A 12,120-nucleotide genomic window follows, 5' to 3' on the forward strand; every position below is an offset into this window, starting at 1 on the left:
GGCGTCAGTACATGGAGTGGGTGTGATGCGGGTACGGATCGGTGCGGCGTTGGGCGTGTTGGCGATGCTGTCGGCATGCGGCGGGGGCGGTGGTGGCGGCGGCGGCGTGATCGGGGGCAGCCCGACACCGACCCCGACATCGACCGGCACCCCGACGCCGACCCCCTCCACCACGGCGGGCTGTTCGCTGCGCGAGCGGCAGGACTGGGCCCTGGCGCAGCTGCGCGAATGGTATCTCTTCCCCGAAACGCTGCCGAGCAATCCGAACCCGGCGGCCTTTTCCACGGTCGACGACTATATCGATTCGCTGACCGCCACCGCGCGGGCGCAGCGCAAGGACCGGTTCTTCACCTATCTGACGTCGATCAAGGAAGAGGACGCCTATTACAATTCGGGCGCGACCGCCGGGTTCGGCACCCGCTTCGCGCTCGACCAGACCGGGCGGCGGCTGTTCGTCATCGAATCGTTCGAAGGGGCCCCGGCGCTGAACGCCGGGATCGATCGCGGGACCGAAATCCTGCAGATCGGCACCTCGACCAGCAATCTGCGCAACGTGTCGGCGATCGTCGATGCGGAGGGGACCGCCGGGCTGAACACCGCGCTTGGCCCCGATACGCCGGGCACGGCGCGCGTGTTCCAGTTCCGCACGATCGACGGCACGACCACGACCGCGACGGTGACCAAGACCGACTTCTCGCTGCTGCCCGTCTCCACCCGCTATGGCGCCAAGGTGCTGAACGATAACGGCAAGAAGGTCGGGTACATCAACCTGCGCACCTTCATCTCGTCCGCCGAGACGCCGCTCAAGAATGCCTTTGCCAATTTCCGGGCGCAGGGGATCAGCGAGTTCATCATCGATTTCCGCTATAATGGCGGCGGCCTCATCAATGTCGCCGAGCTGATGGGCGACCTGCTGGGCGGGGGCAAGACGAGCAGCCAGGTGTATAGCTACACCACGTTCCGGCCCGAAAAGTCGTCCGAAAATACGGTCAAGTATTTCGCCCCGACCAACCAGTCGGTGACGCCGACCAAGATCGCCTTTATCGGCACCGGACGCACCGCATCGGCCAGCGAGCTCGTCATCAATGCGTTCGTGCCGTACCTCGGCACCAACATGGCGCTGATCGGCACCAACACCTATGGCAAGCCGGTCGGGCAGATCGCGGTCGACAAGAAAGAGTGCGACGACCGGTTCCGGATCGTCGCGCTGGCGGTGCAGAATTCGGCGCGGTCGGCGGCCTATTATGACGGCCTCGCCGCGACGGTGCCCAATACGTGCCAGGCGAGCGACGACATCAGCTATCCGCTGGGCGACAATCGCGAGCAGTCGGTCGCCCGCGCGCTCGACTTCCTTGCCGGGCGGACCTGTTCGCGCATCTCGGCATCGACCGGGGCCAGCGCGCAGGCGGGCGAGGGGCGGTTCGACGAACGCGCCCTGCTGCAACCCGCCCGGCCGAGCACCGCACAGCGCGAGGTGCCGGGGTTGTTCTGAGGCATGCAGGCCGTTCGTGCTGAGTAGGGATTGAGCGAAGTCGAAAGCCCGTATCGAAGCGCCCGTAGCAGTCCTTCGATACGCCCTTTCGACAAGCTCAATGGCTACTCAGGACGAACGGTAGTGCGTAAGGCCGCCCCAAGAACATACTGGGGAAGCGACCGCCATGAGCGACGACGACTATATCTATGACGAGGCGAGCGGCGAGTGGGTGCCGGCGTCGCAGGTGACCGCTGCCGCACCGGCCGAGGACGGGGGCGTCGTCGTGCGCGATGCGGTGGGCAATGTGCTGGCCGATGGCGATCAGGTGACGCTGATCAAGGACCTGACTGTCAAGGGCGCAGGGCAGACGCTGAAGCGCGGCACGCTGATCAAATCGATCCGCCTGACCGGTGATGACCAGGAGATCGACTGCAAGTTCGACGGGATCAAGGGGCTGGTGCTGCGCGCCGAGTTCGTGCGCAAGCGGACATGATCCCCGCCGCGATCGACCCGAGCTGGGCCGAGGCGCTGGGGCCGGTGTTCGAGCAGCCGGCGATGGCTGCCCTGCGCGATTTCCTGAAGGCCGAGAAGGCGGCGGGGAAGCGCATCCTGCCGCACAGTGCCGACTGGTTCACCGCGCTGGCACTGACCCCGCTGGACCAAGTGCGGGTCGTGATTCTCGGGCAGGACCCCTATCACGGGCCGGGGCAGGCGCATGGCCTGTCCTTTTCGGTGCGGCCGGGGGTGGCGGTGCCGCCGTCGCTGCGCAACATCTACAAGGAGCTGCACAGCGACCTTGGCATCGTGCCGCCCGCCCACGGATTCCTTGAGCATTGGGCGCGGCAGGGTGTGCTGCTGCTGAACGCGGTGCTGACCGTCGAGCAGGGCCGCGCCGCCGCGCATGCCGGCAAGGGCTGGGAAGCGCTGACCGATGCGGTCGTCCATGCGGTGGCCGAACAGGGGCGGCCGAGCGTCTTCCTGCTATGGGGCGCGCATGCCCAGAAGAAGGCGGGGTTCGTGCGCGACGTGGCCGCCGGCGGCCGGCATCTGGTGCTGAAAAGCCGCCACCCCTCCCCCCTGTCCGCGCATAGCGGCTGGTTCGGCAGCCGGCCGTTCAGTCAGGCGAACGCGTTTCTGGAGGCGCAGGGGCGCGGTGCGATCGACTGGGCGATCCCCCCGCTCGATACGCAGACGGAACCATCTGCGCGCCCAAACGATTGAACGGGCTTGTCCGCCACAGGGGCGGGATCAAAGAGGGAATTGCCATGAAGACGATGATGACGGCGACCGGTCTGGCCGCGCTGATGCTGCTGGGTGCGTGCGGTGGCAATGCCGACGACAAGGCCGCCGCCAATATCGAGGCGATGACCGAGAACAAGGCGGACGCGCTGGAAGACCAGGCCGACCTGACCAGCAACGAGCAGGTTTCGGACGCGCTGGAAGCGCAGGCATCGAACGTGCGTGAAATGGGCGAAGACGCCGCCGACAAGGCCGACGACGACGACAACGCGCAGGTCGAGCAGGCTGTAAAGAACGCGATGTAATTCGCGCCTTACGGCATTACGGACCAGAAGGGGCGCTGCGTGGGAACCACGCGGCGCCCTTTTTGCGTGTGGGCGCACGTTTCGTCACCGCGAAGGCGATGCCGCCCTGGCGAGTGTCGCGGAGGCGACCGCCCCCGCCCCGTGCCCCCGCATGCGCGGGGGTATGCCGAATGCCGAGTCCTCACGCCGACACCGCGCGTCACCCCGGCGCAGGCTGGGGTGACGCCCGTCGATAAAGGCGATGATCCCGCTCCGGCGTTCCAAAGTTCACAAAGTTCACACTCGCCGCTTGGCGCGACGCGCGCGGCGGTTGGGTTGTGGTTTGGGGCGGGGCACGACGATGCCGCGCTTGGCGAGTTCGAGTTCGACCTCGAACGCCGTGCCCAAGGGGCCGGGTTCGGGGATGTAGAGGTCGTCCTGCGCCGCCAGTGCGGCGGCAAGGGCATCGTGGAGCGGCGGTTCGTGCCGGTAGGGCGCGGGCACCGGTTCGGCGCGGTGATCGGGGTCGAGCCAGTGGGGCAGCCGGCCGTCGCTCAGGTCGGCGACCTCGATCGCGACGTCGAGATCGGCGGGAGCCATCAGCTTGTCCGGTTCGGGCGGGGTCGCGGGGGTGAGCGCGTCTAGCGCCTCGGCGACGCTGGGAGCCGGGGCGGGCGGCGGTGCCTCCGCCTCGTCGCGTGCCGGGCGGCGGCGATATTGCCTGCCGTAGCGGTCGGGATAATGGGCGGCGAGCAGGAACATGAGCATCCGGTCGCCGGGGCGATGGCGCGACCCGATGCGGCGGCCATCGGCATCGAGCACCGGTTCGACGGTGCCGTTGATCGCGCGGTCGAACGCGACATCGACCAGCATCCCCACGGCTTGCGCGACGGCCGCATCCCACGCGCGCGCGAACGCCTCGCCACCGGGCGAGCGGCGCAGGCGATAGGCGCTGCTGGCCGACATATGGACGGCGCGCGCCGCTTCGGCGACCGACCCGCCATCGGCGAGCGCCTCGATAAAGTCGCGTTGCTTGCTGTCCGACCAGCCATCGGCACGCGGTTTGCGGCGGACGGGGACCCATTGATAGTCGGCGGGGTCATAGCCGTTGGCGTCGAGATACGGCGTCTCGGACGGAACGGTCAGGTTCGAGGGGTCGAGCGCCTTAGGCGCGGGCGAAGGCTCCGGGAGCTGGGGGTCATTGCGCATGGGCGGGAGGGGAACATATTGGGAACTTGTAGGACAGTGGTTTTGGGGGTGGTTGGCATTGAACGCCAATAAATAAATAATTTGGGATGTCAGAAACGGAGAGGCGCGACGAAATCTATCATGACATAGCCCTAAACCAATCTTTGACTGTCAATAGTAGACGATCAACTTCATCCGCAGCTAGAGGACTACAATGAGCAATAGGACCTCGCAGCAAATTTAGACTACTCATAATTCTTTCTACCGCCCTCTTGCTTGAAAATATCGCACCAAATACATCCCAGTTCGAAGTCATTATCACCGACAATTCTCCGAAGTTGGTATAATCAAGTTGCCTGTCGGATCTCTGGCTGAATCCGCTATCGACTTCGCGTTGAATACGTGAGGCAACTTCTGCGACAATACGCTCTGGTACCGATGCTCCCCACCAATTGGTGCCGGATTTATCGACTAAGGTTCTAGTTATTAGCTGACGAATTGACTGCTCTAAGCAGTAAAAAAGCTCGTAATGAGCTGCCATTTCGGCTGCTTGCTTGCGGACCTGCAAATCAAATTGCGGATAATATCCCGACGGATCGCTTTCACTGGAAGGTATATGCCCTAGCGACAAACCGTATCGCCGCTCTATTGCGGACAGTTCGTCTGATATCTGAAACCCAGACATCCCAAACGATCGTATATGGTGATCGGCCTTAGACATCATCGCTTGACAACAGATTCTGCTTCAAACTTTTGAATATCGCATTGAATACTGCAATATCAGTTGTTGCGGGCAGGTTTAGGTTAATATTGTAACCTAAACTCAGTCCGATTGGGGCGCTGCCACTAGAGGTCGAGTGCTTCGCTGAGCTGCTAATCTGGCTAGGCATCATAGTTGGCATGTCTTCGAATATACCGGACATGTCCCGATCATCGTCCAAAACCTTGCTAAAATTAGCAAAAGATTTCATTGCCTTGAAGCATGAAAGTATATACGAAGCTACACTAGAGTCTGCAGCCTGACCAGTCTCTTCGATAATTATGCCCTTGATATCCTTATCGGATAACTCATGAGCATACTCATTCCGCTTATAAAGCGCAGCATATCCTAGGCGTATACTTTCAGCCGCTGCTTGCCCACGCGTCGCCTCGTTTCTGAACTTCTTATATATCGCCGTAGGCGTACCGTCTGTATTTGCAAATCCAACCTTCTTCAGGAAGGAAGTCATTTGATCACCCGAACCACCTGGAATCTTCAAAATTGTTTTTACGAAATTTCCGGTAACTGCATCCGGTGTCGGAGCAGCCGCTATCGCGTTCAGAGCTTTGGTCACGTTACCAGCTGATGTGACGTAAGGAAGATTTGCCATCAACATCCCCTTTTCGTCTGAATGGTATTTACGTTCTTTCCATAAGTAAACCGCGCTCGGGGTGCGGATCGTGGTTGAAGTCTTCGGCAAGATTCAGCCACCCCCCTCCCCGCACAGCGGGGAGGAGTTTAGGCCACCTCACTCCGCCGGCAGGTACACCTCGCTGCCCTTCTCGCGGAACTTCTCGCTCATTTCGGCCATGCCGGCGTCTGCCGCGACCGAGCCGCCGGCGAAGACCGCGCGGTCGGCGTCGGCGGCATCGGCGGCGAGGAACGTGTCGGCCGAGGCGTTCTGCTTGGCGGCGAAGTCGCGGACTTCCTGCGTGATCTTCATCGAGCAGAATTTGGGGCCGCACATCGAACAGAAATGCGCGGTCTTGGCGCCTTCTGCGGGCAACGTCTGGTCGTGGTAGCTTTCCGCCGTGTCGGGATCGAGCGACAGGTTGAACTGGTCGCGCCAGCGGAAGTCGAAGCGGGCACGCGACAGGGCGTCGTCGCGCATCTGCGCCGCCGGGTGGCCCTTCGCCAGATCGGCGGCGTGGGCGGCGAGCTTGTAGGTGACCACGCCGACCTTCACGTCGTCACGGTCGGGCAGGCCCAGATGCTCCTTGGGCGTGACGTAGCATAGCATCGCCGTGCCGTACCAGCCGATCATCGCCGCGCCGATGCCGCTGGTGATATGGTCGTAGCCGGGCGCGATGTCGGTGGTGAGCGGCCCGAGCGTATAGAAAGGCGCTTCGCCGCAGACCTGCAGCTGCTTTTCCATATTCTCCTTGATCTTGTGCATCGGCACGTGGCCGGGCCCTTCGATCATGACCTGCACGTCCTGTGCCCAGGCGCGGTGGGTCAGTTCGCCCAAGGTGAACAGCTCGCTGAACTGCGCTTCGTCGTTCGCATCGGCGATCGATCCGGGGCGGAGACCGTCGCCCAGCGAATAGGCGATGTCATACGCCTTCATGATCTCGGTAATCTCGTCGAAATGTTCGTAGAGGAACGATTCGCGGTGATGCGCCAGGCACCATTTCGCCATGATCGACCCCCCGCGCGACACGATGCCGGTGACGCGCTTGGCGGTCATCGGGATGTAGGGCAGGCGGACGCCGGCGTGGATGGTGAAGTAATCCACCCCCTGTTCGGCCTGTTCGATCAGCGTGTCGCGGAAGATGTCCCAGGTCAGTTCCTCGGCGATGCCGCCGACCTTTTCCAGCGCCTGATAGATCGGCACCGTGCCGATCGGGACGGGCGAGTTGCGCAAAATCCATTCGCGGGTGTCGTGGATGTTGCGGCCGGTCGACAGGTCCATGACCGTGTCGGCACCCCAGCGGATCGACCAGACGAGCTTGTCGACTTCGGCGGCGACGTTCGATGCGACCGCGCTGTTGCCGATGTTCGCGTTGATCTTGACCAGGAAATTGCGACCGATCGCCATCGGTTCGGTTTCGGGGTGGTTGATGTTGTTGGGGATGATCGCCCGGCCGCGCGCCACTTCGTCGCGGACGAATTCGGGGGTCACGAAATCGGGGATGCTCGCGCCGAAGCTCTCGCCGTCGCGGACATAGTCGCGCAGCATCTCGCGGCCGAGATTTTCGCGGGTGGCGACATATTCCATTTCCGGCGTGATGATGCCGCGGCGGGCATAGTGCATCTGGCTGACGTTCGCGCCGGGCTTGGCGCGGAGCGGCCGCTTGACGACGTTGGGGAAGGGCTGGACGCCGCCCGAGCGGTCGGGGCCGAGTTGGCCGTTATCTTCGGGACGGATGTCGCGGGCGTCGTAGCTTTCGACGTCGCCACGGGCCATGATCCAGTCGCGGCGCAGTTGCGGCAGGCCGGCCATGATGTCGATGCGGGCATTGGGGTCGGTGTAGGGGCCCGACGTGTCGTAGACGTTGAGCGGTGGTTCACCGGACGATGGGTCGAGGTCGATCGCGCGCATCGCGACGTTCAGGGGGCCGACGTGAATCTTGCGGCTGCCACGGATCGGGCCGGTCGTTACGCCGATTTCGGTCTTTGCGGGGATGTCTGCCATATTCCACTCCATGCGGAGGGGGCGGAACTTGTCTGGCCGCTCCCTCCCTACGCCGGTGTCAGCCGGATCAGGTTCAGCGGGTCGAAGGCTGCGGCCTTCCTCTCAAGCGTGACGGAACGCTCCCCCGGGGACGGGGTGGTTGTAGGCGGGTTGCGGGTGGGCGTCAAAGTGTTGGTGCCGTACCCCCGCGGAGGCGGGGGTCCAGAGCCAGGCAAACTGCCGTCGGTGCCTGTGACCCTGGGCCCCCGCCTGCGCGGGGGCACGGGCCGGGCGGGTCACTACAACAGGTCGAGCTGGCCGCTCGGCGGCTCCTCCGCGCCGAAGCCGGCCATCGTCACGCCGACCAGCCGGAGGCCGGTGCGCAACGGGTAGAGCGTCGCGATCAGGCTGCGGGCGGTGGCGTGGAGCGTCGCGCGGTCGCGGACGGGGTGGGCAAGCGTGCGGCTGCGCGTCACGATGCGGAAGTCTGCGTACTTCGCCTTTACCGTCACGGTGCGGCCGTGCTGGCCGGTCTTTTCGACCCACTCCCACACGTCGTCGGCCATCGCCAGTACCCGCTCCTCGATCGATTCGGGGTCGGTCAGGTCGCTGTGGAAGGTGGTTTCGGAGCCGGACGACTTGCGCACGCGGTTGGGGCGCACCGGGCGATCGTCCTGTGCGCGGGCGATGCCGTGGTACCAGCCGCCCGCCTTGCCGAAGGTGCGCTGCAGGTCGGGGAGGCTCCACGCGGCGAGGTCGGCGCCGGTGCGGATGCCGAGTGCCTCCATCCGCTCGACCGTTTTCGGGCCGATGCCGTGGAACTTGCCGACCGGCAGCGACGCGACGACGCGCGGGCCGGCTTTCACGGGGATCACGAACTGGCCGTTGGGCTTGTTCATGTCGGAGGCGAGTTTGGCGAGGAACTTGTTGTAGCTGATGCCGGCAGACGCGGTGAGGCCGGTGACGGCGAGGATGCGGGCGCGGATCTCCTCGGCGGTCGCGGTGGCGCTGGGCAGGTTGCGGCGGTTTTCGGTGACGTCGAGATAGGCTTCGTCGAGCGACAGCGGCTCGACCAGATCGGTATAGTCGAGGAAGATTTCGCGAATCTGCTGGCTGACCGCCTTGTACACTTCGAAGCGGGGGCGGACGAAGATCAGGTCGGGACAGCGGCGGATCGCGGTGACCGAGGGCATGGCGGAGCGCACGCCGAACACGCGCGCTTCGTAGGAGGCGGCGGCGACCACCCCGCGCCCGCTCGACCCGCCGACGGCCACGGGTTTGCCCTTCAGCTCGGGGGCATCACGCTGTTCGACCGACGCGAAGAAGGCGTCCATGTCTACATGAATTATCTTGCGGTTGGCTGGGGCTGGCTGCTGCTTGTAAAACAACGACTTAGACCTTCAGCTCCGTTGGCCGCCGTGGGGCGAAACACCCCATACCTTGCTGCATCAAGATTACCTGACGATTGCTCAGGATGCCAGCGTGAACAAGAACAAACCCCGAATCCACATCACCGTGAACAGCGTGCGGGCCCTCCGCCCGTCGCCCCCGAACAAGAAGCATTTCGACTGGGACGATGAGGTCCGGGGGTTCGGCGCATACCGGACATCACGTGGCGTCGTCGTCTTCGTCTATCAATACCGCATGCCGCACCAGCCGGCGCGTCGCGCGAAGATCGGCGAGTTCGGCGACCTGACGCCGGCGCAGGCCAGGGACATCGCCAGGACGTGGGCCGTGGAGCGTCGGCAGGACCGCGACCCGGTGGAGGAACGCAAGCGCAAGGCCCGCGAGGTGGAGGCCGCGAAGAGCCTGAAGCTGGCCATCTACGTCGACAACTACATCCAGCGCCGCAAGACTGAGGGGAAGCCACTGACCAAACAGCACGAGCGCATCGTGCGCGACGACATCGGCGGCCTCATGCCCGAAGTGCGCATCGACCGCATGACGGCCAGCGACATCGACGACTTCCTGGAACGTCTGCAGCAGAGATCGAAGTCCGCGCGGATCTGGGGACTGGTGTACCTGAAGGTCATCCTCAACGACGCCAAGGCGCGGGGGCACATCGCGGTATCGCCGGCCGACAGCTTCAAGCTACCGCCGCGCGCCGAGCGTGATCGTGTTCTCAAAACCGACGAAATCCAGCGCTTCCTTGAAGCAGCCTACGACATGGATGACGGGCACGGGACGGTGTTGGAGGTGTTGCTCCGGACGATGCGCCGCCGGGAGGAGATCGCGGGCATGTCGTGGGAGGAGATAGACCAGGACAGCTGGGTCTGGACCATTCCCGCCGAGCGCATGAAGAGCAAGCGCGAGTACGTGATGGATCTGCCGATGCAGGTCAGGGCGATTCTCGAGCAGCAGCAGCCCGATCCTCGTAAAAGGACCGGATGGGTGTTCACTCATGACGGCAAACGATCGATCACCATCGGTACGCAGTCGAAGGACTCGATCGATGCCCACATCCAACGCCGAATGGAATGCGCAGTAGCGGAGGGAAGGTCACCGCGCCGCATGGAGCACTGGACCATCCACGATCTCCGGACGACCGCCGGTACCCACTGCGGGGACGCCCCGCTCTCGATCCGCGAGGAGATCATCGAACTCTGCCTCGCCCATGCCACACCGAAGAATCGGAAGAGCAAGTATCAGCGCGGAGAGAAGCGGGCGCTGACGAAGCCGGCCTTCATCGCGTGGAACGATCACCTCGACCAGCTGATGGAGAGGTCCGACGCCTGGCCGGGCGGCCGGGACATTCCGCCGATGCCGTACGGCGAGATCAAGCGTCGCCAGCTTGATCTCCGGCGCGACTGGCCCAGTAGGCCGCGGCCGCAACGGAAGGCCGGGGAGAAGAAGGGAACGATGGATGAATGATGGGAAGGGGTTGCGTACGTAGCCGTCGTCTTCGATGATCCTGATCTCGTATCCGTCGGCCTGACGTCCGCATCGTGATCGAATGAGGAAACACCCGCGGCCCAGATGCCGCGAGTGGACGGAGTTGTGGCATGACGGACGTGACGAAGCTGGATTGGGCCCGCTGGTATCGGAAACAGTCCGGGTGGCCACTCCGTGCGAACGACCGGCTTTTCTTGGCGGAGGCTGTACTCCGGATCGCACCGCTACTGATCTTCCCCTGGGACGACATAATCCCGTTGGGTACGATGGCGAATGAGCAGCCGCTGCTGCCCGGAACCCTGGACGCCTTCGATTGGGACGGAAATCCTCGGCCCGAGGTTCATGGCGCGTGGGCGCCCGCGCTGCTCAACTACATGTCGGCGGCGGAATTCACATCACAGCGCATGGAGCGGCAGGATCCGGACGCATGGCTAGCAGCACATAAGTACGATCCGGTCAGCGGCGGCATGGTCTTCGATCCGGCGAAGGCGTACACATCTGGGACGGGCGTCTCGTTCGAACACTGGGATACGGCCTCCTTCCAAGCGGCGGAGATCAACGAACTGCGTCGGGTGGGCATGATCTGCATGCCGCTACTGGCCCGTGCGATAGCCGACATGGCAGTGGCAGGGGACATCCGGACGATTGCTCGACCGATTAACGGCGGAGCGGAGGTCGCGCTCACGGCCGAGCAATGGTTCGTCGATGACGCGTCATATCGCTTGGCTTCGTGCGGCCTCGACCTCGAAAATCCATTCGACGTCGACGCCACTCCTACGCATCTGATCTTCATCGACCTGAAGGGCTTCGACGAGCACGTGGCCTTGTACGCACGCCGGCACATGATCTCACTGATCGAGGAGGGCATCACGCCCGACGAGTTCGGCATCAAGTCGTTGAGCAAAAAGGCCCTGTACCCCACGTTGGTGGCCAAGGCGTACCCGTTGATGAAGGCACATGTGCAGGCTCATCCACAACAATACCATCGAAGCGTACTGCGTAAGATCGTGGAGAGTGAACTCGGGTCCGTTTCCGATGGCGTATTCGAAGCGGCGCGCGGCCTACTGAAGGTCGACTATCCTCACATCACGGACGGCGGAGCGCCGGTTGGAACCGCACGACGACGAGTGGTGAACATCACTCCCAAACTGGGCGTCATCAAGGGAGGGAAGTCGTAACCATCCTGACGTCCGGTTAGGATAACCCCCCCTACTTCCTCTGCTCTACGCACCGTAGTTATACCCAGATTGCGGGTCCGATCACATCCTACGCCAGCCGTCTCCGGTTGGTCATGTAGGAGAAAGAGCAAGTGCCCAGGTCCAACAACCACCAGCCGCCGGTCACCAGATCGGGCCGTCCGCTGATGACGACGCGCGAAGCCGCCACGTATCTCGGTCTCGCCAAGAACACCCTGGAGAAGATGCGCGTCCACGGTCGCCGCAACGACAACTCCCCGCGCTTCGTCAAGATGCGGGCCTCTGTCCGCTACGATCCGGATCAGCTCGACGCGTACATCCAGCGCAACAGCACCATCTCCACGAGCGAGTACGATCCGGACGGCTCGAAATGACCGCTGGCCGCCGCCGTACCGCGATGGCCTCCATGGGTCCACGCGACGACGACGGCCGATCAGAATGCGCGGCGTGAGGCTCGAAGCCTCCGCCGCCTT

At 63.6% G+C, this 12,120-nt stretch carries 12 protein-coding genes and 1 riboswitch; of the genes, 7 read left to right on the top strand and 5 right to left on the bottom strand.

What is annotated here, in order from left to right; translation table 11 throughout:
* The first annotated feature begins 25 nt into the window (after nt 1–25).
* From ASE58_RS12235 to ASE58_RS12250, 4 genes are all read left to right on the top strand, one after another.
* Entirely contained in the window at nt 26–1,492 is a 1,467-nt protein-coding gene (locus ASE58_RS12235; protein WP_055821671.1) for a S41 family peptidase, read from the top strand.
* 166 nt (nt 1,493–1,658) lie between these two features.
* Nucleotides 1,659–1,967 (top strand): alkylphosphonate utilization protein, encoded by a 309-nt coding sequence (locus ASE58_RS12240; RefSeq protein ID WP_055821674.1) that lies wholly within the window; start codon nt 1,659–1,661, stop codon nt 1,965–1,967.
* Nucleotides 1,964–2,695, top strand: a complete 732-nt coding sequence (gene ung, locus ASE58_RS12245; protein ID WP_055821677.1) for a uracil-DNA glycosylase — start codon at nt 1,964–1,966, stop codon at nt 2,693–2,695. Before ASE58_RS12240 ends, ung begins: the two co-directional genes overlap by 4 nt.
* Nucleotides 2,696–2,739: 44 nt before the next feature.
* Entirely contained in the window at nt 2,740–3,018 is a 279-nt protein-coding gene (locus tag ASE58_RS12250) for a hypothetical protein (RefSeq protein WP_055757484.1), read from the top strand.
* Nucleotides 3,019–3,294: 276 nt separating this feature from the next.
* On the opposite strand, the gene ASE58_RS12255 is transcribed toward ASE58_RS12250, so the two are convergent.
* From ASE58_RS12255 to dinB, 5 genes are all read right to left on the bottom strand, one after another.
* Nucleotides 3,295–4,206 carry a hypothetical protein gene (locus ASE58_RS12255; protein ID WP_055821679.1) on the bottom strand — a complete coding sequence of 304 codons (912 nt, stop codon included), beginning with the start codon at nt 4,204–4,206 and terminating at the stop codon, nt 3,295–3,297.
* 118 nt (nt 4,207–4,324) lie between these two features.
* A complete protein-coding gene (locus ASE58_RS17565; RefSeq protein ID WP_200909356.1) occupies nt 4,325–4,870 on the bottom strand; it encodes a Swt1 family HEPN domain-containing protein in 546 nt (181 codons plus the stop codon).
* Between the two features lie 28 nt (nt 4,871–4,898).
* Complete coding sequence (locus ASE58_RS17955) at nt 4,899–5,555, bottom strand: DUF5343 domain-containing protein (RefSeq protein WP_156347721.1); 657 nt, start codon at nt 5,553–5,555, stop codon at nt 4,899–4,901.
* 138 nt (nt 5,556–5,693) lie between these two features.
* Entirely contained in the window at nt 5,694–7,580 is a 1,887-nt protein-coding gene (gene thiC / locus ASE58_RS12260) for a phosphomethylpyrimidine synthase ThiC (RefSeq protein ID WP_055821682.1), read from the bottom strand.
* Nucleotides 7,581–7,607: 27 nt separating this feature from the next.
* Nucleotides 7,608–7,717: riboswitch (TPP riboswitch) on the bottom strand.
* A 141-nt stretch (nt 7,718–7,858) separates the two neighbouring features.
* Nucleotides 7,859–8,947 (bottom strand): DNA polymerase IV, encoded by a 1,089-nt coding sequence (gene dinB, locus ASE58_RS12265; RefSeq protein WP_156347722.1) that lies wholly within the window; start codon nt 8,945–8,947, stop codon nt 7,859–7,861.
* A 52-nt stretch (nt 8,948–8,999) separates the two neighbouring features.
* On the opposite strand from dinB, the gene ASE58_RS12270 reads away from it, so the two are divergent.
* The 3 genes from ASE58_RS12270 (at nt 9,000) to ASE58_RS12280 (ending at nt 12,021) form a co-directional block, all read left to right on the top strand.
* Nucleotides 9,000–10,430: a tyrosine-type recombinase/integrase gene (locus tag ASE58_RS12270; protein WP_055821687.1), complete on the top strand. Its 1,431-nt coding sequence runs from the start codon at nt 9,000–9,002 to the stop codon at nt 10,428–10,430.
* Between the two features lie 131 nt (nt 10,431–10,561).
* On the top strand, nt 10,562–11,629 hold the full coding sequence (locus ASE58_RS12275; protein WP_055821690.1) for a hypothetical protein: 1,068 nt from the start codon (nt 10,562–10,564) through the stop codon (nt 11,627–11,629).
* Nucleotides 11,630–11,814: 185 nt separating this feature from the next.
* Nucleotides 11,815–12,021 (top strand): helix-turn-helix domain-containing protein, encoded by a 207-nt coding sequence (locus tag ASE58_RS12280; protein WP_055821693.1) that lies wholly within the window; start codon nt 11,815–11,817, stop codon nt 12,019–12,021.
* Nucleotides 12,022–12,120: the final 99 nt, after the last annotated feature.

Origin of the sequence: Sphingomonas sp. Leaf9 (assembly GCF_001421355.1) — a bacterium.
Lineage (GTDB): Bacteria > Pseudomonadota > Alphaproteobacteria > Sphingomonadales > Sphingomonadaceae > Sphingomonas.

Bases quoted from the DNA above. Each gene is read 5' to 3' on its own strand.
- ASE58_RS12280 (WP_055821693.1), top strand. From the start codon at position 11,815: ATGACGACGCGCGAAGCCGCCACGTATCTCGGTCTCGCCAAGAACACC.
- ASE58_RS12275 (WP_055821690.1), top strand. From the start codon at position 10,562: ATGACGGACGTGACGAAGCTGGATTGGGCCCGCTGGTATCGGAAACAG.
- ASE58_RS12255 (WP_055821679.1), bottom strand. From the start codon at position 4,206: ATGCGCAATGACCCCCAGCTCCCGGAGCCTTCGCCCGCGCCTAAGGCG.
- ASE58_RS12235 (WP_055821671.1), top strand. From the start codon at position 26: ATGCGGGTACGGATCGGTGCGGCGTTGGGCGTGTTGGCGATGCTGTCG.
- ASE58_RS17565 (WP_200909356.1), bottom strand. From the start codon at position 4,870: ATGTCTGGGTTTCAGATATCAGACGAACTGTCCGCAATAGAGCGGCGA.
- ASE58_RS12240 (WP_055821674.1), top strand. From the start codon at position 1,659: ATGAGCGACGACGACTATATCTATGACGAGGCGAGCGGCGAGTGGGTG.
- ASE58_RS12250 (WP_055757484.1), top strand. From the start codon at position 2,740: ATGAAGACGATGATGACGGCGACCGGTCTGGCCGCGCTGATGCTGCTG.
- ASE58_RS17955 (WP_156347721.1), bottom strand. From the start codon at position 5,555: ATGGCAAATCTTCCTTACGTCACATCAGCTGGTAACGTGACCAAAGCT.
- thiC (WP_055821682.1), bottom strand. From the start codon at position 7,580: ATGGCAGACATCCCCGCAAAGACCGAAATCGGCGTAACGACCGGCCCG.
- ung (WP_055821677.1), top strand. From the start codon at position 1,964: ATGATCCCCGCCGCGATCGACCCGAGCTGGGCCGAGGCGCTGGGGCCG.